Origin of the sequence: Enterobacter vonholyi (genome assembly GCF_040834095.1) — a bacterium.
In the GTDB taxonomy this organism is placed as follows: Bacteria; Pseudomonadota; Gammaproteobacteria; order Enterobacterales; family Enterobacteriaceae; genus Enterobacter; species Enterobacter vonholyi.
Window position 1 is genome coordinate 1,178,291 of the sequence record NZ_CP162152.1, and the last position, 21,354, is coordinate 1,199,644.

18 protein-coding genes are annotated in these 21,354 nt (G+C 61.3%); 11 read left to right on the top strand and 7 right to left on the bottom strand.

The features are described 5' to 3' along the window. Window positions 1-83: 83 nt before the first annotated feature. The gene (locus AB3N39_RS05525) at window positions 84-2,333 is read right to left on the bottom strand and encodes a TonB-dependent siderophore receptor (protein WP_133293963.1); all 2,250 of its coding nucleotides are present in this window, start codon (window positions 2,331-2,333) and stop codon (window positions 84-86) included. A gap of 144 nt (window positions 2,334-2,477) precedes the next feature. Here AB3N39_RS05525 and fes point away from each other — a divergent pair, with 144 nt between their 5' ends. From fes to entF, 3 genes are read left to right on the top strand one after another with little or no spacing between them, the layout of a single operon-like run. Beyond that, window positions 2,478-3,677, top strand: a complete 1,200-nt coding sequence (gene fes, locus AB3N39_RS05530) for an enterochelin esterase (RefSeq protein ID WP_325848744.1) — start codon at window positions 2,478-2,480, stop codon at window positions 3,675-3,677. Between the two features lie 10 nt (window positions 3,678-3,687). Continuing rightward, complete coding sequence (locus tag AB3N39_RS05535; RefSeq protein ID WP_274242300.1) at window positions 3,688-3,900, top strand: MbtH family protein; 213 nt, start codon at window positions 3,688-3,690, stop codon at window positions 3,898-3,900. Then, window positions 3,897-7,754, top strand: a complete 3,858-nt coding sequence (gene entF / locus AB3N39_RS05540; protein WP_367897129.1) for an enterobactin non-ribosomal peptide synthetase EntF — start codon at window positions 3,897-3,899, stop codon at window positions 7,752-7,754. Before AB3N39_RS05535 ends, entF begins: the two co-directional genes overlap by 4 nt. An 82-nt stretch (window positions 7,755-7,836) precedes the next feature. On the opposite strand, the gene fepC is transcribed toward entF, so the two are convergent. From fepC to fepD, 3 genes are read right to left on the bottom strand one after another with little or no spacing between them, the layout of a single operon-like run. Further along, window positions 7,837-8,631, bottom strand: a complete 795-nt coding sequence (fepC, locus tag AB3N39_RS05545; RefSeq protein ID WP_143344809.1) for an iron-enterobactin ABC transporter ATP-binding protein — start codon at window positions 8,629-8,631, stop codon at window positions 7,837-7,839. Further along, the gene (gene fepG, locus AB3N39_RS05550; RefSeq protein ID WP_115876038.1) at window positions 8,628-9,617 is read right to left on the bottom strand and encodes an iron-enterobactin ABC transporter permease; all 990 of its coding nucleotides are present in this window, start codon (window positions 9,615-9,617) and stop codon (window positions 8,628-8,630) included. The genes fepC and fepG overlap by 4 nt, the downstream gene beginning before the upstream one ends. Then, window positions 9,617-10,621 carry a Fe(3+)-siderophore ABC transporter permease gene (fepD, locus tag AB3N39_RS05555; RefSeq protein ID WP_367897130.1) on the bottom strand — a complete coding sequence of 335 codons (1,005 nt, stop codon included), beginning with the start codon at window positions 10,619-10,621 and terminating at the stop codon, window positions 9,617-9,619. Before fepD ends, fepG begins: the two co-directional genes overlap by 1 nt. Window positions 10,622-10,729: 108 nt before the next feature. Between fepD and entS the strand changes: the two genes are divergently transcribed. Next, window positions 10,730-11,977, top strand: coding sequence for an enterobactin transporter EntS (gene entS, locus AB3N39_RS05560; RefSeq protein ID WP_133293969.1), 1,248 nt, complete (start codon window positions 10,730-10,732; stop codon window positions 11,975-11,977). A gap of 46 nt (window positions 11,978-12,023) precedes the next feature. Here entS and fepB read toward each other — a convergent pair whose 3' ends face one another. Beyond that, the gene (gene fepB, locus AB3N39_RS05565) at window positions 12,024-12,983 is read right to left on the bottom strand and encodes a Fe2+-enterobactin ABC transporter substrate-binding protein (protein ID WP_367897131.1); all 960 of its coding nucleotides are present in this window, start codon (window positions 12,981-12,983) and stop codon (window positions 12,024-12,026) included. Between the two features lie 188 nt (window positions 12,984-13,171). Here fepB and entC point away from each other — a divergent pair, with 188 nt between their 5' ends. The 7 genes from entC (at window position 13,172) to AB3N39_RS05600 (ending at window position 20,514) form a co-directional block, all read left to right on the top strand. Further along, entirely contained in the window at window positions 13,172-14,347 is a 1,176-nt protein-coding gene (gene entC, locus AB3N39_RS05570) for an isochorismate synthase EntC (protein ID WP_127729969.1), read from the top strand. Window positions 14,348-14,356: 9 nt separating this feature from the next. Next, on the top strand, window positions 14,357-15,967 hold the full coding sequence (entE, locus tag AB3N39_RS05575) for a (2,3-dihydroxybenzoyl)adenylate synthase EntE (RefSeq protein WP_136195331.1): 1,611 nt from the start codon (window positions 14,357-14,359) through the stop codon (window positions 15,965-15,967). 10 nt (window positions 15,968-15,977) lie between these two features. Further along, complete coding sequence (locus AB3N39_RS05580) at window positions 15,978-16,832, top strand: isochorismatase (RefSeq protein ID WP_115874463.1); 855 nt, start codon at window positions 15,978-15,980, stop codon at window positions 16,830-16,832. Further along, window positions 16,832-17,587 (top strand): 2,3-dihydro-2,3-dihydroxybenzoate dehydrogenase EntA, encoded by a 756-nt coding sequence (gene entA / locus AB3N39_RS05585; RefSeq protein ID WP_127729975.1) that lies wholly within the window; start codon window positions 16,832-16,834, stop codon window positions 17,585-17,587. Before AB3N39_RS05580 ends, entA begins: the two co-directional genes overlap by 1 nt. Further along, a complete protein-coding gene (entH, locus tag AB3N39_RS05590; RefSeq protein WP_136195332.1) occupies window positions 17,588-18,001 on the top strand; it encodes a proofreading thioesterase EntH in 414 nt (137 codons plus the stop codon). It begins immediately after the preceding gene. A 149-nt stretch (window positions 18,002-18,150) separates the two neighbouring features. Next, window positions 18,151-20,256 carry a pyruvate/proton symporter CstA gene (gene cstA, locus AB3N39_RS05595; RefSeq protein ID WP_136195333.1) on the top strand — a complete coding sequence of 702 codons (2,106 nt, stop codon included), beginning with the start codon at window positions 18,151-18,153 and terminating at the stop codon, window positions 20,254-20,256. Window positions 20,257-20,316: 60 nt separating this feature from the next. Then, window positions 20,317-20,514 carry a YbdD/YjiX family protein gene (locus tag AB3N39_RS05600; protein ID WP_006809671.1) on the top strand — a complete coding sequence of 66 codons (198 nt, stop codon included), beginning with the start codon at window positions 20,317-20,319 and terminating at the stop codon, window positions 20,512-20,514. On the opposite strand, the gene AB3N39_RS05605 is transcribed toward AB3N39_RS05600, so the two are convergent. After that, on the bottom strand, window positions 20,511-20,915 hold the full coding sequence (locus AB3N39_RS05605; protein ID WP_127729982.1) for a helix-turn-helix domain-containing protein: 405 nt from the start codon (window positions 20,913-20,915) through the stop codon (window positions 20,511-20,513). The two genes, AB3N39_RS05600 and AB3N39_RS05605, sit on opposite strands and share 4 nt — an antisense overlap. Beyond that, entirely contained in the window at window positions 20,896-21,192 is a 297-nt protein-coding gene (locus tag AB3N39_RS05610) for a type II toxin-antitoxin system RelE/ParE family toxin (RefSeq protein ID WP_252092633.1), read from the bottom strand. Before AB3N39_RS05610 ends, AB3N39_RS05605 begins: the two co-directional genes overlap by 20 nt. Window positions 21,193-21,354: the final 162 nt, after the last annotated feature.

The window sequence follows — 21,354 nt, forward strand, 5'->3', positions numbered from 1 at the left end:
TGATGCCCTCAACCCGGCCCTCTCCCACGGGGAGAGGGAGCAAACACTAAAAACGGCAACTGGGTTGCCGTTTTGTTTTTACCTTAGAAACGCGTATTTACGCTCATGTACCAGGTTCGACCCGGTTCATTATACGTGTAGGCCCCCGCACCGTACATATACGCGCCGGTGGTGGCGTTCCCGGTCGTCTGGGCATTCCCCGCACGCCACTGGCGCTTGTCGAAGACGTTATCCACGCCACCGGTCAGGCTGACGTTTTTCGTCATGTCCCAGGTTGCGCTCAGACCAACGATGCTGTACGGACTGACTTCGTCTTTCTCAGACCCTGTCACAGGCTGACCTTTGTAGTTGTACTTCTTCGGCTGCTGCTTGCCGTACCAGGTAAAGGTCGACTGGAGCGACACGTCCTGATGCACCTGCCAGCTCAGGGTCGAGTTCAGCGTGTACTCTGGAATAATCGACAGACGATCGCCGGTCTCCTTGTTCTTGCTCTGCAGCATGTATGTAATATTGTTGGTCCAGTTAATGGTGTCGCTGACCGGTACGTTCAGGGAGCCTTCCAGGCCCTCGACCACCGCCTTCGGTACGTTTTCCCACTGGTAGATATCCGTCTTCACTTTACCGGACGAGGTGTGACCGATCGGCGCGTAGCCCGCTTCGATCTTGTCGCGGTAGTCGTTACGGAACCAGGTCACGCCCGCCAGCCAGCCGTCGCGTTTCCACTCCAGGCCAATCTCTTTGTTGATGCTGGTTTCGGCCTTCAGGTCGTCGTTACCCATCATGTAGCAGCCCACGCCGTCGGAGCTGGCGTAGCAGCCCTGACCTTTGCTGTAGAGCAGGTAGTTCGGGTTGGTCTGGTACAGGCTCGGCGCTTTGTAGGCGCGGGCGATCCCCATCTTCAGCGTGAAGTCATCCCCCAGACCCTGCGACAGGTTAAGTGACGGGCTCCAGTTGTTGCCGACGATGGTGTGATGGTCGAAGCGCAGGGCAGGGGTCAGCATGGTGCTGTCGGTCAGCTCCATGTTGTTCTCGGCGAACAGCGAGAAAATCTCTGCCGAGGTGTACGGGCTGCGGTCGTTGCTCATGCCCGGAATGATGCCGCCCTGCTGGGTTTGCTTGAAGGAGGTGGAGTCCTTCATACGCTGCTGGTTCCACTCGGTGCCCAGCGTCAGGTTCTGGTTAACGAGGAAATCAATCGGCAGGTTGATTTCGCTGTGCAGCATCACGTCGGCCAGATCGGTGTCGGTGAATTTATTACTGTTGAACAGGCCTTCCAGACCGCCCGCCAGCCCTTCGCCCAGACGGGAGTTGCGGGTGTGCTCGTACTGTGCCCAGTTGCTGGTCGTGATGCCGTTATCCCAGCCGCCGTTCCAGGTCACCGCGAAGTTCTGGCGATAGATACGGTTGGTCTCTTTGCCGTAGTTCTTCTTCACCAGGCCGCTGGAGCTGTTGTCGTTGTTGGTGTTCTGGGTATCACCGGCGTAGAGGTTATTCTGACGGCTGTAGCCCGCCTCAAATTCCAGAGACTGCATCGGCGCAAAGTCCCAGCGCACCACGCCGTTGATGTCTTTATTTTCCACCCCTTCACGGCCCGCGGGCAGCGTGTCGGCGTAGGCACCTGTACGATCTGACTGATGGCCCTGGTTGATGTCCCACGCGTCGGCCTGGGTTTTGTCCAGGTTACCGAACATGCGGAAGCTGAAGTCGCCGCCCAGCGGGCCGCTCAGGCTGAAGTTGGTGCGTTTGGTGGAACCTTCATCCTTGTGCTCAGGCGCATTCAGGTAGGTATTCCAGGAGCCGTGCCACTGGTCATCGAATTTTTTGGTGATGATGTTCACCACGCCGCCTGCCGCGCCGTTGCCATAGCGCGCGGCGGCCGGACCGCGGATCACTTCGATGCGCTCGATCATCTCCGGCGGCACCCAGCCGGTATCGCCGCGCGTATCACGCTCGCCGCGCCAGCCCAGACGGATGGAGTTACGGCTGGTCACCGGCTTGCCGTCGATCAGGATCAGGGTGTTTTCTGGCCCCATGCCGCGGATATCAATCTGACGGTTATTCCCGCGCTGGCCGCTGGTGGAGTTACCGGTCAGGTTAACGCCCGGCATGGTGCGGATGATTTCCGCCACGTCCCGCGCGGGCGGGTTTTTACGTATCTCATCGGCGGTGATGGTCGATACCCCCGGCGCCTGCAGATTCTGTTCGGCGGCGGTGATCACCATCGTGTCTTCGTGCTGCGCAGAGGCGGTGTTGTCGTCTGCCAGAGCGGGCAGCGCGACGCCGTAAATCCCTAAATTGACCAGCAAGGCCAGAGAGTGAATCTTCTTATTCATTGTACGTCCTGCTTTTGTGGTTGTTTTATGAGCGCTTCCCACAGCGCGGGCACTACGCTATTGCAAATGCAAATAGTTATCAATAATATTATCAATAAAATTTGCTCTGAAACAAAAAAGACTGTTAAACATGAGGTTATAAGGGTGACGGCGTTAACAACGGGAAGTGAGGCGTGGTGGCAGTCGAAAAACGGGCCTGAATGGAAGCCGGAAAAGGGAAACTATCGCGTCACGTTCTGGTGGCGTGACCCGGCAGGAACGCAAACAACGTCACCGATCAAACGCGTCTGGCTCTACGTCACCGGCGTGACCGATCATCACCAAAATGCCCGTCCGCAGTCCCTCAAACGCATTCCCGATACCGACGTCTGGCAGTGGCAGGGTGAGTTCAGCCCCGAGTGGCGCGGAAGCTACTGCTTTATCCCCTCTGTGAATGAAAACGATTTTGCCAGCGTCGTGTTTGAAGGCGAGCAGCCGGACCGCATGGCGCTGCGCGAGGGCTGGAGCAGGCTGCTGCCGCACGCGGTTGCAGACCCGCTGAATCCGCAGAGCTGGCGCGGCGGGCGCGGCCATGCCGTCTCCGCGCTGGAGATGCCGGACGCGCCGGTTCAGCCGGGCTGGAATCATCCCGATACGCCGTATCAACCTCCGATTTGCATTGAGTGGGAAAGCGCGCGCCTGAAAAATCGCCGCCGCGTCTGGATTTTCACCACCGGGGACGACAACCTGGAACGTCCGCTGGCGGTGCTGCTCGACGGGCAGTTCTGGGCCGAAAGCATGCCGGTCTGGCCTGCGCTGGCGTCTCTCACCGCCGAGCGCAAATTACCGCCTGCGGTCTACGTCTTAATCGATGTTATCGACATGCAGCATCGCAACCGCGAGCTGCCGTGCAATCCCGATTTCTGGCTGGCGGTGCAGGAAGAACTTCTCCCCCTTGTCCAAAAACGCGCGCCGTTCAGCGACCGCGCCGACCGTACGGTGGTCGCAGGGCAAAGCTTTGGCGGGCTCGCGTCTCTTTATGCAGGCCTCAACTGGCCGCAGCGTTTTGGCTGCGTGCTCAGCCAGTCCGGCTCCTACTGGTGGCCGCACCGCGGCGGGCAGCAGGAAGGGCTATTAATCGAACAACTTAAAGCCGGTGAAATAACCCCTCGCGGGCTACGCATCATTCTTGAAGCCGGGCGCAACGAGCCGCTCATCTTCCGCGCGAATCAGGCGATTTACGCCGCGATGCAGACGCACCAACCGGTTATCTGGCGTCAGGTTGACGGCGGACACGACGCGCTTTGCTGGCGCGGTGGGCTGACGCAGGGACTGATGACCCTCTGGCAGCCGCTTATTCACTAACGGAGTCTGTATGGAATTCAGCAATCCTTTCGATAATCCGCAGGGACAGTTCGCCATTTTGCAAAATGACCAGGGGCAGTACAGCCTGTGGCCGCAGCAGTGCGAACTGCCGGCAGGGTGGCGCGTGGTGTGCGAAGCACAGTCTCAGGAGGCGTGCCAGCAGTGGCTGGCGGAACACTGGCAAACGCTTGAGCCGTCTCACTTTTCGGGGGAGAACGCATGAACCGTCTTCCTCTCGTCGCTGCCCAGCCGGGTATCTGGATGGCGGAACAGCTGTCCACGCTGCCAAACGCCTGGAGCGTGGCGCACTACACCGAGCTGAAAGGCGATATTGATGCGCCACTGCTGGCAAAAGCCATTGCCGCAGGCATGATGCAGGCCGATACACTGCGCATACGCTTTGCGGAAGAAAACGGTGAGGTGTGGCAGTGGGTGGATGACACCTTCATTCTGCCGGAACCGCCCGTTGTTCGCGTTGATTCCCACGCCGCCGCCGTGGCGCTGATGGAATCCGATCTTAACCAGAACCTGCGCGTCGACAGCGGCCAGCCGCTGGCATTTCACCAGCTGATTCAGGTCGGTGAAAACCACTGGTACTGGTATCAGCGCTATCATCATCTGGTAGTGGATGGCTTCAGCTTCCCGGCCATTACCCGCCAGATCGCCGCAATTTATGCCGCGTGGAAAAAGGGCGACCCCACGCCGGAATCCCCGTTTACCCCATTTGCAGAGGTGGTGGACGAGTACCAGCGCTATCGCGACAGCGAGGCGTACCGGCGCGACGGCGCCTTCTGGGCCGAGCAGCGTAAACAGCTGCCTTCTCCGGTCTCGCTCTCTTCCGCGCCGCTGCCGGGCCGCGCCGCCACGACCGATATTCTTCGCCTGAAGGTTGACGCCGACGGTCGCGCCTTTAGCCATCTTGCTCAGGCGGCAGGGCAGACGCAGCGTACTGAACTGGCGCTTGCGCTGGTGGCGCTGTGGCTGGGCCGTCTTACCGGACGCCTGGACTACGCCGCCGGGTTTATCTTTATGCGCCGCATGGGGTCTGCCGCGCTGACCGCGACCGGCCCGGTGCTTAACGTCCTGCCGCTGGTGGTCAATATCAATGCGCAGGAGAGCCTGCCCTCGCTGGCGCTGCGCCTGGCGAACCAGCTGAAAAAAATGCGCCGCCACCAGCGCTACGACGCCGAGCAGATCGTGCGAGACAGCGGGAAAGCGGCGGGTGATGAAGCGCTGTTTGGTCCCGTTCTGAACGTTAAGGTGTTTGATTATCAGCTTGATATCGACGGCGTGGAGGCCATCACCCACACGCTGGCGACCGGACCGGTGAACGATCTGGAGCTGGCGTTGTTCCCGGACGAGCAGGGCGGATTAAGCATTGAGATCCTCGCCAATAAGCAGCGTTACGATGAAGCGACGCTGAAGCGTCACGTCGCTCGCCTGAACGCGATGCTGATTCAGTTTGCGGCCAACCCGGACCTGCGCTGTGGTGAAGTGGAAACCGTTTCTGAACAGGAATACGCGCAGCTTGCGCGCATCAACGATACCGGACTGGCGCTGCCGTCCACCACGCTCGCGGATCTGGTGGCGGAACAAGCGAGCAAAACGCCGGACGCCCCGGCGCTGGCGGATGCGCATATTGAGCTGAACTATAGCCAGATGCGCGAGCAGGTCGTCGCGCTGGCAAACCAGCTGCGCGAGCGCGGCGTGAAGCCGGGCGACAGCGTGGCGGTGGCCCTGCCGCGTTCGGTATTCCTGACGTTAGCATTACACGGCATTGTGGAGGCGGGCGCCGCGTGGCTGCCGCTCGACACCGGCTACCCGGACGATCGCCTGCGGATGATGCTCGAGGACGCGAAGCCGTCGCTGCTCATTACCACTGACGAACAGCTTCCGCGCTTTAGCGATCTGCCGATTACTGCCTTTAGTTACAACACACTCTTACCGGCCACCGATGCTGAACCGCTGCGTCTGGCGAAGCCGGAGCAGACGGCGTATATCATCTTTACCTCCGGTTCGACCGGGCGTCCGAAAGGGGTCATGGTCGGCCATACCGCTATCGTCAACCGCCTGAAGTGGATGCAGGATCGCTACCCTCTGAACGCGAGCGACGTGGTGGCGCAGAAAACGCCGTGCAGCTTTGACGTGTCGGTGTGGGAGTTCTGGTGGCCGTTTATCGCCGGGGCGAAGCTGGTGATGGCTGAGCCGGACGCGCACCGCGATCCGCAGGCGATGCAGAGCTTCTTCACCCACTACGGCGTGACCACCACCCACTTCGTGCCGTCGATGCTGGCGGCGTTTGTTGCCTCACTGACGCCGGAAAACGTCGACTGCTGCAAAACGCTTAAGCAGGTGTTCTGCAGCGGCGAAGCGCTGCCGACGGAACTGTGCCGCGAGTGGGAACAGCTGACCCACGTGCCGCTGCACAACCTCTATGGCCCGACGGAAGCGGCGGTAGACGTCAGCTGGTATCCGGCGTATGGCCCTGAGCTGGCGGCAGTTGCAGGCAACAGCGTGCCGATCGGCTTCCCGGTGTGGAACACGGGCCTGCGCATTCTGGATGCCATGATGCGCCCGGTGCCGTTCGGCGTGGCGGGGGATCTTTATCTCACCGGTATTCAGCTGGCGCAGGGGTATCTGGGCCGTCCGGACCTCACCGCCAGCCGCTTTATTGCTGACCCGTTCGCTCCCGGCGAGCGCATGTACCGCACCGGCGACGTTGCCCGCTGGCTGGATAACGGCGCGGTGGAATATCTCGGCCGCAGCGACGATCAGCTAAAAATTCGCGGTCAGCGCATTGAGCTGGGCGAAATCGACCGGGCGATGCTGTCGCTGCCGGACGTGGCCCAGTCCGTGGCGCACGCCTGCGTCTTCAACCAGGCGGCTGCAACGGGTGGCGATGCCCGTCAGCTGGTGGGGTACGTGGTTTCTGGATCCGGTTTACCGCTGGATCGTGACGCGCTGCTGGAATCACTCAAAGCCCAGTTGCCGCCGCATATGGTGCCGGTTGTGCTGCTGCAAATCAGCGCGCTGCCGCTGAGCGCCAACGGCAAGCTTGACCGCAAGGCGCTGCCGCTGCCGGAACTGACCCGCAATACCTCCGGGCGGGCGCCGGAAAGCGAAACCGAAATCGCCGTCGCGCGGGCTTTTACCGCGCTGCTGGGCTGCGAGATCAATGACATCGAGGCGGATTTCTTTGCCCTCGGCGGCCACTCGCTGCTGGCCATGCGTCTGGCGGCGAAGCTTAGCCGCACGTTCAACCGCAAGGTGACGCCGGGGCAAATTATGGTCGCCTCCACGGTGAGCAAGCTTAGCGCGCTGTTGGATTCGGCGATGAGCGACGAGCAGGCGCAGCGTCTGGGGTTTGAAACGCTTCTGCCGCTGCGTGAGAGCGATGGCCCGACGCTGTTCTGCTTCCATCCGGCGTCCGGCTTCGCCTGGCAGTTTAGCGTCCTGGCGCGCTATCTCAGCCCGCGCTGGTCAATCGTCGGCATTCAGTCGCCGCGCCCGGACGGCCCGATGCAGCAGTGCGCGGATCTTGATGGGGTGATCGACCATCATCTGAACACGTTGCGTAAGCAGCAGCCGCAGGGGCCGTATTATCTGTTCGGTTATTCCCTCGGCGGCACGCTGGCGCAGGGCATTGCAGCTCGTCTGCGCGAGCAGGGTGAAGAGGTGTCGTTCCTCGGCCTGCTGGATACCTGGCCGCCGGAAACCCAGAACTGGGCGGAAAAAGAGGCTAACGGTCTCGACCCGGCGGTGCTGGCGGAGATCGAGCGCGAGCGTCAGGCGTTTATCGCCGCCCAGCAGGGACAGGGCTCCAGCGAGCTGTTTAACGCCATTGAGGGCAACTACGCCGATGCGGTGCGGCTGCTCACCACAGCGCACAGTTCACGCTTTGACGGTAAAGCGACGCTGTTTGTTGCCGAACGTACGCGAACGATGGATCCGCATACGGCCTGGATGCCGTGGGTGGGGGAGCTGGAGGTCTACAGCCAGGACTGCGCCCACGTGGATATCATTTCACCGCAGGCGTTTGAAAAGATTGGGCCGGTGTTGAAGGAAATTTTAGGATAGTGCAAATGCCCGGTGGCGCTGCGCTTACCGGGCCTACGGGAGCTAAATGTAGGCCGGGTAAGGCGTAGCCGCCACTCGGCAATTACCGCCGACCTAACGGCACCACCAGCGGCGTACCCGCCACCGGATCGTCGATTATCATGCAGCGCATGCCGTAGATCCGCTCTATAAGCTCCGGCGTGACAATCTCTTTCGGCGCACCCTGGGCCACAATCTCACCGTCCCGCAAGGCAATCAGGTGCGTGGCGTAGCGGCATGCCTGGTTTAAATCGTGCAGTACCGCCGCCAGGGTGTACCCCTGCGTGCGGTTCAGCTCGCTCAGCAGCTCCAGCAGGTCAATCTGATGGCTGATGTCCAGCCACGTTGTCGGCTCGTCCAGCAGCATGATCGACGTCTCCTGCGCCAGCACCATCGCAATCCACGCCCGCTGACGCTGGCCGCCGGAGAGGGTGTCCACGCTCTGCCGGGCGAGATCGGCGATCCCCGTCGCCTGCATCGCGCGGTTCACCGCCTCGTCGTCCTCTTTACGCCAGCGGGTAAACAGCGGCTGGTGCGGGTAGCGCCCGCGCGAGACCAGCTCCTGCACCGTGATGTCCCCCGGCGTGGTGGCGTTTTGGGCCAGCAGCCCGATGCGGCGTGCCACCTCTTTGCTGGCGAAGCGCTGGATCTGCTCCCCGTCGAGGAATACGCTGCCCTCCACCGGCGTCATCAGTCGGCTCAGCGTGCGCAGCAGGGTCGATTTGCCGCAGCCGTTCGGGCCGATAATCGCGGTGAAGTGGCCGTCCGGAATGGCAACGGTTAAGTCTCGGGCAATGATTTTTTTGCCGTAGCCGAGGGTGAGATGTTCGCCGCGCAAGCGAGTGGTTGTATCTGTCATTTCTTGCGTGACTCCTGAACGAGCAAGACGATGAGGTAAATCCCGCCGAGGCTGACGGTCACTACGCCCACCGGCAGCTGATAAGGCATAAACAGCTGCTGGGCACAGAGATCGGCGGCCAGCAGCAGCAGCGCGCCGCACAGCGCCGCCTGGGTTAATCCCCAGCGCGCCGTCCCGCTAAGACGTCGCGCGATATGCGGTGCCACGAGGGCGATAAACGAGATTGGCCCGGCGATCGCCGTAGAGGCTGCGGTCAGCAGTACGGCGACCAGCATCAGCATCAGGCGCGAGCGCTCGACGCTCACGCCCAGCGCGCAGGCGCTGTCGTCGCCCATTTCCAGCAGCCGCATGCGGCGAACCAGCAGCAGCGCGCCGATAAACATCAGCACAATCAGCGGCGCGGCGGGCCAGGTTTTGCCCCACGTCAGGCCGTTAAGGGAACCTGCGTACCACAGCCCGGCGGAAAGCGCCGTTTCCAGCGAGGCCTGCAGCAGCAGCCAGGTATTGAAGGCCATCAGCATCGCACGTACGCCGATACCGATAATGATCAGCCGGAAGGTGTCGATGCCGTTGCGCCAGGCCAATAGCCAGATAACCAGCGACGTCAGAATGCCGCCCGCCATTGCCGTAAAGGTAATGGCCGTCAGGTGCTGACCGAACAGCACCATCGCTACCAGCACGCCGCTCCAGGCCCCGGTGTTGAGTCCCATCACGTCCGGGCTACCGAGCGGGTTGCGCATCAGCGACTGGAATATCGCACCGCTGACGCCGAGCGCCGCACCTACGAGAATCGCCATCGCCACGCGCGGCAGGCGCCATTCGGTGACAACCATGGTGATATTGCGCGGCGCGCTGCCGAGCAGGGCGTTAAGCATCTGAGAAAAATCGAGCGTCACCGCGCCGCTGCGCAGGCTCCAGACCGCCAGCAGCAGAATGAGGATACTTAGCAGCGAGACGCTGGTGAGTAAACGACGGGACGGGGCCATCATGCGCCACCTCCGCGTCTACGTCGTACCAGGAAGATCAGCACCGGCGCGCCGATAAAGGCGCTGACCACCGAGACGCGCAGCTCGCCCGGCACCAGCAGGCGACCCAGCACGTCGGCAAACAGCAACAGCGCAGGAGTAGCCAGCAGCGTGACCGGCAGCGACCAGCGGTGATCCGTCCCCACCAGCCAGCGCGCCATGTGCGGCATCATCAGGCCGATAAAGGCAATCGGACCGACCACGGCGGTCGCGCTGCCGCACAGGACGGTGATGGCAAGCAGGCCAATCAGCTGTGTGCGCGCCACGCGGTTGCCTAGAGCGGTAGCGGTGTCGCTGCCGAGGCTCAGGCTGTTCAGCGCCCGGCCTAAAAACAGCGCCACGGCGGCAGCAATAATGACCGGGAACGCCACCACTTTCAGGGTTTCAAGGGTGCGGATATCCAGCGAGCCGGCCTGCCAGAAGCGCAGCTGGTCGTAGACGTCCGGGTTGAGCAGGGCGATGCCGTTAGATAAGCCTTCCAACACCGCCGCGAGCGCCACGCCCGCCAGCGTCAGGCGTACCGGACTCAGCTGGCCGCCGCCCTGGCTGCCGGTAAACGCCACTAGCAGCGAGGCGGCCAGCGCGCCGCAGAAAGCCATCGCCAGCTGTTCAGAGGGAGAAGTAAACCCAAACAGCGCCGCTCCGAGCACGATGGCAAAGCTGGCGCCAGAGTTAACGCCGAGAATGCCGGGGTCCGCCAGCGGATTGCGGGTGAGGGTTTGCATCAGGGCACCGGCAAGGCCGAGTGCGCCACCGGCCAGCAGCCCGGCAAGGGTGCGGGGCAGGCGAGCGTCGAGCACGATAGTGCAGTCAGCGCTTTGGCAGGTGCCAGTGAGCGCATCAACGATGACGGACGCGGGAAGCGGCTTCGCGCCGACCAGCAGGCTGAGTGCAGTCGCAAGGATCAACAGCAGCAATAAAACGGGCACGGCAATGGCGCGCACCGAAGAAGAGGAAAACGACATAGCAACATCCATGATTTGATAATGATAGTGATTATCGTTATCTATCTTATTTGGCTATGTTAGCATGTGCGCCCATGGAATGGGTAGAATTACACTCAAGGCTTTGTCATGAATCAAAAATCCTGGCTGCTTAACCTCAGCCTGCTCAAAACGCACCCGGCCTATCGCGCCGTGTTTATCGCTCGCTTTATCTCCATTTTATCCCTCGGCCTGCTCGGCGTGGCCGTGCCGGTCCAGATCCAGACCATGACGCACTCCAGCTGGCTGGTGGGATTATCGGTTACCTTAACCGGCGGGGCGATGTTTATCGGCCTGATGGTTGGCGGCGTGCTGGCGGACCGCTACGAGCGCAAGAAGCTGATCCTGCTGGCGCGCGGCACCTGCGGCGTGGGCTTTATCGGGCTGTGTCTGAACGCCATGCTGCCTGAGCCGTCGCTGATCGCCATTTATGCCCTGGGGCTGTGGGACGGCTTTTTCGCCTCGCTGGGCGTGACGGCGCTGCTGGCGGCCACGCCCGCGCTGGTCGGGCGAGAAAATCTGATGCAGGCGGGGGCGATCACCATGCTCACCGTGCGCCTCGGCTCGGTGATTTCACCGATGGTGGGCGGCCTGCTGCTGGCGACCGGCAACGTGGCGTGGAACTACGGGCTGGCGGCGGCAGGGACCTTTATCACCACGCTGACGCTGCTGCGCCTGCCGCTGCTGCCGCCTCCGCCGCAGCCGCGCGAGCATCCCCTGAAATCGCTGATGGCCGCGATTCGTTTCCTGTTCAGCAACCCGCTGATTGGCGGCATTGCGCTGCTCGGCGGCCTGCTGACCATGGCGAGCGCCGTGCGCGTGCTGTATCCGGCATTAGCGGGAGAGTGGCAGATGAGCGCCTCGGAGATTGGCATTCTCTACGCGGCTATTCCGCTCGGCGCGGCGTGCGGGGCGCTGACCAGCGGCAACCTGGCGCAGAGCGCGCGTCCGGGGCTGATTATGCTGCTTGCCACTCTGGCGTCGTTTATCGCCATCGGCTTCTTTAGCCTGATGCCGGCGTGGGCGCTCGGGGTGTTGTGCCTGGTGATTTTCGGCTGGCTGAGCGCCATCAGTTCGCTGCTGCAGTACACCCTGATCCAGACCCAGACGCCGGAAGGGATGCTCGGGCGCATCAACGGCCTGTGGACGGCGCAGAACGTCACGGGCGATGCGATTGGCGCGGCGATCCTCGGCGGGCTGGGGGCGATAATGACCCCGGCGGCGTCGGCGAGCAGCAGCGGGTTTGCGTTAGCGATGGTTGGCGTGATTTTGTTAGTGGCGTTGGTGAAATTGCGGCGGTTCAGGCAGGAGGTTGTGTTGAACGACGGTGTGGCCTGATGCCCTCACCCCGGCCCTCTCCCACAGGGAGAGGGTGGGAAAATGCCTACTTAAACAACGTATTCAATCTGTCTAACACCAGCATCGCGCTGTAATAATCCAGGCGGAACGTCTCGGTTCCCAATGCCCAAACCCGTTTGTTTTTCACCGACGGCAGATGCGCCAGCAGCGGGTTGGCGTAAATCGCATCCACATCTTTCTGGTCGCCGGCAAACACGAACAGCCCTTCGCCGTTCAGTCCCGTTGCCAGGTTTTCACCGCCCAGCTGGATAATATCGTGCCGCTTGCCCTGGCTTGTTGAGGTCTGCAAACCGGCGGGCAGGTCCGCCAGCGTAAAGCCCAGCTGTTGCAGCAGCTTGCCCTGCGCCGATTCTGCGGTCCACAGGTTGGCGCTGTGCGCGGCGGCGGTGTAGACGATGGCGTTCACCGGCTCCGGCGGCAGTTTCATCTGCTGTTTCACCTGCGCGAGCTGTTTATCAAACGCGGCAATGCGCTCTTTGGCCTGTTTTTCCTGCCCGGTGATGGTGCCCAGTTGCGTCAGCAGTGCCTGCCAGCTCTTGTCGTCGTAGTTGATGATAAGCGTCGGCGCGATGGCGGAGAGCTGATCGTACAGCGCCAGCGCGGAATCACCGCCGGTGGCGCTGATCAAAATCAGATCCGGCATTTGTGCGGCGACCGCTTCGGCGCTCGGTTCGCCAATATACATCCGCGCAACCTGACGCTGTTTCGCAATATCGCCCCACTGGCGCAAAAAGCCCTGCGCATCGGCCACGCGGTTGTTCGGCGTGGTCGCGCCGCTGGCGACGACCGGGGCGTCAATCGCCAGCAGGGAGCCGGTTAAGGTCACGCTGGTAGAGACAATGCGCGTCGGTTTGCTCTCTAGCGTGTGAACGCCGCGGCTGTCAGTCACCTGACGCGGCCAGTCGGCGGCAGCGGCTGAGGTAAGTCCTAAAACAAAAAGTGCCAATAAAAGCAGGGGATTACGGAAAATGGCAGGGAATTTCACAACGCGGGATCCTGTTTTTGTTGAGGATAATGCTTCTCATTTTCATGGCTGCAGCATCTGGATGCAAGCTTTTGTCGCACAAGTTATTTGCCCGACGGTTGACAGCGGAGCGATGTGGGATTAGGTTAGCCGACGAAAATATAAATGATAATCATTATTGCTTCTTTTATCATTTTAAGGAGGATGATATGGATACGTCCCTGGCTGAGGAAGTTCAGCACGCCGCAACCACGCTGGAATCAGACCGTTTTTTCTTTATGTCGCCTTACCGCAGCTTTACTACGTCCGGCTGCTTTGCCCGCTTCAGTGAACCCGCAGTTGGCGGTGACGATCCGGCGGGTCGCTTCCAGCAAAAATTAGCCCAGGCCTTCCTGAATGCGAAAGCCAGCGGTATCGCTCATCCGGTGATGGTAGGGGCTATCCCGTTCGATACCCGCAAGCCGTCCTCTCTGTTTATTCCCCAACGCTGGCAGACCTTTTCCCGTCCGGCACGTCAGCAGTCTGCACGCTATTTTTCCGGCTCGCAGGCACTGAAGGTGGAACAACGCACCGAGATCCCGCCGCAGCCCGTTTTCGAAGAGATGGTGGCTCGCGCCGCGTCGCTCACCGCCACGCCGCAGGTGAACAAGGTGGTGCTGTCGCGCCTGATTGATATCGCGACCGACAAAAACATGGACAGCGGCGCCCTGATGGAGCGCCTGATCGCCCAGAACCCGGCGAGCTTCAACTTCCACGTGCCGCTGGAAGACGGCGGCGTGCTCCTCGGCGCCAGCCCTGAACTGCTGCTGCGCAAAGAGGGCGCGCACTTTAGTTCGCTGCCGCTGGCAGGCTCGGCGCGTCGTCAGCCCGATGATGTATTAGATCGCGAAGCGGGCAATAAGCTGCTGGCCTCTGAAAAGGATCGCCACGAGCACGATTTGGTGACCCAGGCGATGAAGGCCATTCTGGCACCGCGCAGCCATCATCTCACCATGCCTGATTCTCCTCAGTTGATTACCACGCCGACGCTGTGGCATCTGGCGACGCCGGTTGAAGGTGACGCGCGTGAAAACGAAAACGCCCTGACCCTGGCCTGCCTTCTGCACCCGACCCCGGCGCTGAGCGGTTTCCCGCATCAGGCGGCGAAAGAGCTGATCGCCGAGCTTGAGCCGTTCGACCGCGAGCTGTTCGGCGGCATCGTCGGCTGGTGCGACAGCGAAGGCAACGGCGAGTGGGTGGTGACCATCCGCTGCGCGCGTCTGCATAAAAATACCGTTCGCCTGTTTGCCGGCGCGGGCATTGTGCCTGCCTCCTCGCCGGTGGGCGAGTGGCGCGAGACGGGCGTGAAGCTCTCCACCATGCTCAACGTATTTGGTTTGCACTAAGGAAGACTCATGACCATTCCCTTTACCCGCTGGCCTGAGGCATTTGCCCGCCGCTACCGTGAAAAAGGCTACTGGCAGGATCTGCCGTTGACCCACATCCTGACGGATCGCGCGGACAGCGATGCCGTGGCGATAATTGACGGCGAGCGGCACATCACCTACCGTGCGTTTAATCAGGCGGTGAACAACCTGGCCTCAGCCCTTCAGGGGCGTGGGCTGCATCGCGGCGAGACCGCGCTGGTGCAGCTTGGCAACGTGGCCGAGTTCTACATCACCTTCTTCGCGCTGCTGCAAATCGGCGTCGCGCCGGTTAACGCGCTCTTTAGCCACCAGCGCAGCGAGCTGAACGCCTACGCGGCGCAGATCAAACCCGCCGTGCTGATCGCCGATCGCGACCATGCGCTGTTTGCGGGCGATGACTTCCTCAACGCTTTCGTGGATGAACACCGTTCGGTACGCGTCGTGCTCCTGCGCGGCGATAAGGGTGAATATGCCCTGGACGCGGCGATGGCCCGTCCGGCCGACAACTTCATCCCGAACCCGACGCCCGCCGACGAAGTGGCCTTCTTCCAGCTCTCCGGCGGCAGCACCGGCACGCCGAAGCTGATCCCGCGGACGCACAACGACTACGACTACAGCATCCGCCGCAGCAACGAGATCTGCGGCATTACCGCCGAAACCCGTTACCTGAATGCGCTCCCCGCCGCGCATAACTACGCCATGAGCTCGCCGGGATCGCTGGGCGTCTTCACCGCGGGCGGCTGCGTGGTGCTGGCGAACGATCCGAGCGCTACGCTCTGCTTCCCGCTGATTGAACGGCATCAGATTAACGTCACCTCGCTGGTTCCGCCGGCGGTGAGCCTCTGGCTGCAGGCGATTGCCGACGGCGCGGGCAGCGCGCAGCTCAACTCTCTGAAGCTGTTGCAGGTGGGCGGCGCGCGCCTCTCCGCCACGCTCGCGGCGCGCATTCCGCTTGAAATCGGCTGCCAGCTTCAGCAGGTGTTCGGCATGGCGGAAGGGCTGGTGAACTACACCGCGCTCGACGACGCGCCGGAACGCATCATCAACACCCAGGGCCGCCCGATGTGCCCGGACGACGAAGTGTGGGTGGCCGACGAGCACGGCAACCCGCTGCCGCGCGGGGAAGTCGGACGCCTGATGACGCGGGGGCCGTATACCTTCCGCGGTTATTTCAACAGCCCGGAACACAATGCCAGCGCCTTTGACGCCGACGGCTTTTATTGCTCCGGGGATCTGATCGCCATCGACGAGCAGGGCTATATCACCGTGCAGGGTCGAGAGAAAGATCAGATCAACCGCGGCGGGGAGAAGATCGCCGCCGAAGAGATCGAGAACCTGCTGCTGCGCCATGAGTCGGTGATCCACGCCGCGCTGGTGAGCATGGAGGACAGCCTGCTGGGCGAGAAGAGCTGCGCGTATCTGGTGGTGAAACAGCCCCTGCGCGCGGTCGAGGTGCGTCGCTTCCTGCGCGAGCAGGGCGTTGCCGAATTCAAGCTGCCGGACCGCGTGGAGAGCGTGGATGCGCTCCCGCTGACGCCGGTCGGCAAAGTCGATAAGAAACAGTTGCGCCTGTGGCTTGCTGAACGCGCCCGGGGCTGAGGAACAGAGTATGGCCATTCCAAAATTAACCGCTTACGCGCTGCCAACCGCCGCAGAGTTGCCGACCAACAAGGTGAACTGGGCGTTTGAGCCCGAGCGCGCGGCGCTGCTGATCCACGATATGCAGGAGTATTTCCTGAACTTCTGGGGCGAAAATAGCGCGATGATGCAGCAGGTAGTAGCGAACATCGCTAAACTGCGCACGTACTGCAAAGAACACAATATCCCGGTTTACTACACCGCGCAGCCAAAAGAGCAGAGCGATGAAGACCGCGCCCTGCTGAACGACATGTGGGGGCCGGGCCTGACCCGCTCGCCGGAGCAGCAGCGCATCGTCGCCGAGTTGACCCCGGACGAAGCGGACACGGTGCTGGTGAAGTGGCGCTACAGCGCGTTTCACCGCTCGCCGCTGGAGCAGATGCTGAAAGAGACGGGCCGCAACCAGCTGCTAATTACCGGCGTGTACGCTCACATCGGCTGCATGACCACCGCCACCGACGCCTTTATGCGCGACATTAAGCCGTTCTTTATTGCCGACGCGCTGGCAGATTTCACCCGTGACGAGCACCTGATGTCCCTGAACTACGTGGCCGGGCGTTCTGGCCGCGTGGTGATGACCGACGAGCTGCTGCCGTCCGTTCCGGCCTCGAAAGCCGCGCTGCGCGAGCTGATCCTTCCGCTGCTGGACGAGTCCGACGAGCCGATGGATGACGAAAACCTGATCGACTACGGCCTGGATTCAGTGCGCATGATGGCGCTGGCCGCCCGCTGGCGCAAAGTGCACGGCGATATCGACTTCGTGATGCTGGCAAAAAATCCCACTCTCGACGCCTGGTGGGCGCTGCTTTCCCGCGAGGTGAAGTAATGGCGGGATTCGATTTTACCGGCAAAACCGTCTGGGTGACGGGCGCGGGGAAGGGGATTGGCTACGCGACCGCACTGGCGTTTGCCGAAGCAGGCGCACAGGTGACCGGGTTCGATCTTGCCTTCCCGCAGGATGACTATCCGTTTGCCACCGAAACGCTGGACGTGGCGGATGCCGCACAGGTACATGAGGTTTGCGGGCGCGCGCTGGCTTCGCTCGAACGGCTGGACGTGCTGGTCAACGCCGCGGGCATTCTGCGCATGGGGGCGACGGACCAGCTCTCGCAGGAGGACTGGCAGCATACCTTCGCGGTCAACGTCGGCGGAGCGTTCAACCTTTTCCAGCAGACGATGGGCCAGTTTCGCCGCCAGCAGGGCGGGGCGATGGTCACCGTGGCGTCCGACGCGGCGCACGCGCCGCGCATCGGCATGAGCGCCTACGGCGCATCGAAAGCGGCGCTGAAAAGCCTGGCCCTGACCGTCGGGCTGGAGCTGGCGGGCAGCGGCGTGCGCTGCAATCTGGTGTCGCCGGGCTCAACGGACACCGATATGCAGCGCACCCTGTGGAAAAGCGACGATGCGGAACAGCAGCGCATCCGCGGCTTCGGCGAGCAGTTTAAGCTCGGCATTCCGCTGGGCAAAATTGCCCGCCCGCAGGAGATAGCTGCGACCGTGCTGTTTCTTGCCTCCGATGCCGCCAGCCACATCACCCTGCAGGATATCGTGGTGGACGGCGGCTCCACGCTGGGGGCATAAATGATCTGGAAACGTCATTTATCGCTTGAAGAACTGAACGCCACCAGCGTGAATACCCTGGTGGCGAACCTGGGCATCGTCTATACCCGCCTCGGGGATGACACGCTGGAAGCGGAGATGCCGGTGGATGCACGAACCCATCAGCCGTTTGGCCTGCTCCACGGCGGTGCCTCGGCGGCGCTGGCGGAAACGCTCGGCTCAATGGCCGGATTTCTGATGACCCGCGACGGGCAGAGCGTGGTGGGAACGGAGCTGAACGCCACGCATCATCGGGCAGTTTCCCACGGCAAGGTTCGCGGCGTGTGTCAGCCGCTGCATCTTGGGCGTTCGAGCCAGAGCTGGGAGATTGTGGTCTTCGACGAGCAGGGGCGGCGGTGCTGCACCTGCCGGTTGAGTACGATGGTGCTGGGCTAGCCCAGGCAGATCAAAGTGATCGGCTTAACACTGTGGTGTAAATCTCTGGTTTGACCACGCATTATTGCGTTTCAAAGTTGTTAAATTTTTCCGGTTGTTCTAGAAACAAAATGTAACATCTCACTGTTTCACAACAACGGACAACAACTATGAACAACTCAGGGAAATACCTTACATGGGCAGGGCTCTCCGTTGTGGGAGCCTTTGCCCTGGGCTATATCGCCCTCAACCGGGGGGAACAGATCAATGCGCTCTGGATCGTCGTCGCCTCGGTCTGCGTTTACCTGATCGCCTATCGTTTTTATGGCCGCTATATCGCGAAGAACGTCCTGGGCGTTGACGCAACGCGCATGACGCCTGCCGTTCGCCATAACGACGGTCTGGACTACGTGCCGACCGATAAGAAAGTGCTGTTCGGTCACCATTTTGCGGCGATTGCCGGGGCAGGCCCGCTGGTGGGGCCGGTGCTGGCGGCGCAAATGGGCTACCTGCCGGGGATGATCTGGATCCTGGCGGGCGTGGTGCTGGCAGGCGCGGTGCAGGACTTTATGGTGCTGTTCGTCTCTACCCGCCGCGACGGACGTTCGCTGGGTGAGCTGGTGAAAGAGGAGATGGGGGCCACTGCCGGGGTGATTGCGCTGGTGGCGACCTTTATGATCATGGTGATCATCCTCGCGGTGCTGGCGATGATCGTGGTGAAAGCGCTGACCCACAGCCCCTGGGGAACGTATACCGTTGCCTTCACCATTCCGCTGGCGCTGTTTATGGGGATCTATATCCGCTACCTGCGTCCGGGCCGGATTGGTGAAGTGTCGGTGATTGGCCTGGTGTTTCTGGTGTTCGCCATTATCTCCGGCGGCTGGGTGGCGGAAAGCCCGACCTGGGCGCCGTTCTTCGACTTTACCGGCGTACAGCTGACCTGGATGCTGGTGGGCTACGGCTTTGTGGCGGCCGTGCTGCCGGTGTGGCTGCTGCTGGCTCCGCGTGACTATCTCTCAACGTTCCTGAAAATCGGTACTATCGTCGGGCTGGCGATCGGCATTCTGATTATGCGTCCGACCCTGACCATGCCGGCATTAACCAAATTCATCGACGGTACCGGCCCGGTCTGGACCGGCAATCTCTTCCCGTTCCTGTTTATCACCATCGCCTGCGGCGCGGTGTCGGGCTTCCACGCGCTGATTGCCTCCGGTACCACGCCGAAGATGCTGGCGAATGAAAATCAGGCCTGCCTGATCGGCTACGGCGGTATGCTGATGGAGTCCTTCGTGGCCATTATGGCGCTGGTCTCCGCCTGCATTATCGACCCGGGCGTGTATTTCGCAATGAACAGCCCGATGGCGGTCCTGGCCCCGGCCGGCACCGTTGACGTGGTAGCGTCTGCCGCGCAGGTGGTGAGCGGCTGGGGCTTTGCGATTACCCCTGATACGTTGACGAGCATCGCCAGCGAAGTGGGCGAGCAGTCGATTATCTCCCGTGCAGGCGGCGCGCCGACGCTGGCGGTCGGCATGGCGTATATTCTTCACGGCGCGCTGGGCGGGCTGATGGACGTGTCGTTCTGGTATCACTTCGCCATCCTGTTTGAAGCGCTGTTTATCCTGACGGCGGTGGATGCGGGAACCCGTGCGGCGCGCTTTATGCTGCAGGATCTGCTGGGCGTCATCTCCCCGAACCTGAAGCGGACCGATTCGCTCCCGGCTAACCTGCTGGCGACGGCGCTGTGCGTGCTGGCGTGGGGGTATTTCCTGCATCAGGGCGTGGTCGATCCGCTGGGCGGGATTAACACCCTGTGGCCGCTGTTCGGTATCGCCAACCAGATGCTGGCGGGCATGGCGCTGATGCTCTGCGCGGTGGTGCTGTTCAAGATGAAGCGCCAGCGTTACGCCTGGGTGGCGCTGGTGCCAACCGCGTGGCTGCTTATCTGTACCCTGACGGCGGGCTGGCAGAAAGCCTTCAGCCCGGATAATAAGGTGGGCTTCCTGGCGATCGCCAACAAGTTCCAGGCGATGATCGACAGCGGCAAGATCCCGGCACAGTACACCGAATCGCAGCTGTCGCAGCTGGTGTTTAACAACCGTCTGGACGCCGGGCTAACCATCTTCTTTATGGTGGTGGTCGTGGTGCTGGCGTTGTATTCTCTCAGGACCGCGCTGGCTGCGTTGAAAAACGATAAGCCAACGGCGAAAGAGACGCCGTACGAGCCAATGCCTGAAAACCTGGAAGAGATTGTGACCCAGGCCAAAGGGGCGCATTAACCCGTGTGCCGGGTGGCGGCTTCGCCTTACCCGGCCTACATTCCCTGTGAGATCAGAACTATGTTCGACACCCTTTCCAAAGCCGGTAAGTACCTGGGCCAGGCCGCCAAAATGATGATTGGCGTGCCGGACTACGACAACTACGTCGAGCATATGCGCGTCAACCATCCGGACCAGACGCCCATGACCTACGAAGAATTTTTCCGTGACCGCCAGGACGCCCGCTACGGCGGCAAGGGCGGGGCGAAGTGCTGTTAACCCTCTTTCGGTAAATAGAGGCTGATCTGTTCCTGCTTACAGCCGTAGATCGCCGCCAGCTTTTCACGGGTGCGCTTTTGCGGACGGGAGTCCAGCGCTTCCAGCTGTGACACGGCGGACTGGCTGATGCCCAGTTTCTCCGCCACCTCCTGCTGGGATAGCCCGCGCAGGATACGCCACGCGGCCTGCAGGCTGACGTTCTCGTTATGCATGACGTCGCATACTTCACCAGGTAATCCTACGTCATCATAACAATCGTGTTCGACTTCAATATCCTCTAGATCATCATCGGTTTCGTCGTCAATTTCTGCCATCTGTAAGCACATACGAAAGTATTCATCATAGGGAATAACGACGTACTGCGCTTTTCCGTCATCGTCCTTAATTAGCTGAACAGCCATAGGGGGCTTTCTCCTCGTGAAGGTAGGTCGTTGATGTTCTGCGCTTGACGGCCAAAACATAACAATGGTTATCGGGATCGTCCCGAAGTGTAATCAGAGTGCGGTAATCGCCAACGCGTAGCCGAAAATGATTTTCTGTTGCCGATATTTTTTTGATATCGGGCCGGGGAGCTGAGCGATCGTCCAGCTCAGCAAGTTTTGCTTTGATTCTTCGCTGATATCGGCCATCGATTTTGGAAAACTCTTTCTTTGCATTCTTTGACCAGACAATCTTCATCCGTACCTCCACTGTACGCCCACACAAAATATAAGGAAATAATAAGACTATTAGATAAATTCCGAATTTCTTATGGGGTACTGTAGAGCGGAGAAAAAATACAGGTAAGAGGCAAAACGCAAACCGTCGAGGCGGCTCGAAAAGGCCTCTGCCGGGCAGCAG

What these genes read in the sequence shown, in the direction of transcription:
- fepG (WP_115876038.1), bottom strand. Translation starts at nt 9,617, where the DNA reads ATGGCCCCGTCCCGTCGTTTACTCACCAGCGTCTCGCTGCTAAGTATC.
- entE (WP_136195331.1), top strand. Translation starts at nt 14,357, where the DNA reads ATGACCATTCCCTTTACCCGCTGGCCTGAGGCATTTGCCCGCCGCTAC.
- cstA (WP_136195333.1), top strand. Translation starts at nt 18,151, where the DNA reads ATGAACAACTCAGGGAAATACCTTACATGGGCAGGGCTCTCCGTTGTG.
- entH (WP_136195332.1), top strand. Translation starts at nt 17,588, where the DNA reads ATGATCTGGAAACGTCATTTATCGCTTGAAGAACTGAACGCCACCAGC.
- AB3N39_RS05535 (WP_274242300.1), top strand. Translation starts at nt 3,688, where the DNA reads ATGGAATTCAGCAATCCTTTCGATAATCCGCAGGGACAGTTCGCCATT.
- entA (WP_127729975.1), top strand. Translation starts at nt 16,832, where the DNA reads ATGGCGGGATTCGATTTTACCGGCAAAACCGTCTGGGTGACGGGCGCG.
- AB3N39_RS05600 (WP_006809671.1), top strand. Translation starts at nt 20,317, where the DNA reads ATGTTCGACACCCTTTCCAAAGCCGGTAAGTACCTGGGCCAGGCCGCC.
- AB3N39_RS05605 (WP_127729982.1), bottom strand. Translation starts at nt 20,915, where the DNA reads ATGGCTGTTCAGCTAATTAAGGACGATGACGGAAAAGCGCAGTACGTC.
- fepD (WP_367897130.1), bottom strand. Translation starts at nt 10,621, where the DNA reads ATGTCGTTTTCCTCTTCTTCGGTGCGCGCCATTGCCGTGCCCGTTTTA.
- entS (WP_133293969.1), top strand. Translation starts at nt 10,730, where the DNA reads ATGAATCAAAAATCCTGGCTGCTTAACCTCAGCCTGCTCAAAACGCAC.
- fepC (WP_143344809.1), bottom strand. Translation starts at nt 8,631, where the DNA reads ATGACAGATACAACCACTCGCTTGCGCGGCGAACATCTCACCCTCGGC.
- AB3N39_RS05525 (WP_133293963.1), bottom strand. Translation starts at nt 2,333, where the DNA reads ATGAATAAGAAGATTCACTCTCTGGCCTTGCTGGTCAATTTAGGGATT.
- entF (WP_367897129.1), top strand. Translation starts at nt 3,897, where the DNA reads ATGAACCGTCTTCCTCTCGTCGCTGCCCAGCCGGGTATCTGGATGGCG.
- AB3N39_RS05580 (WP_115874463.1), top strand. Translation starts at nt 15,978, where the DNA reads ATGGCCATTCCAAAATTAACCGCTTACGCGCTGCCAACCGCCGCAGAG.
- entC (WP_127729969.1), top strand. Translation starts at nt 13,172, where the DNA reads ATGGATACGTCCCTGGCTGAGGAAGTTCAGCACGCCGCAACCACGCTG.
- AB3N39_RS05610 (WP_252092633.1), bottom strand. Translation starts at nt 21,192, where the DNA reads ATGAAGATTGTCTGGTCAAAGAATGCAAAGAAAGAGTTTTCCAAAATC.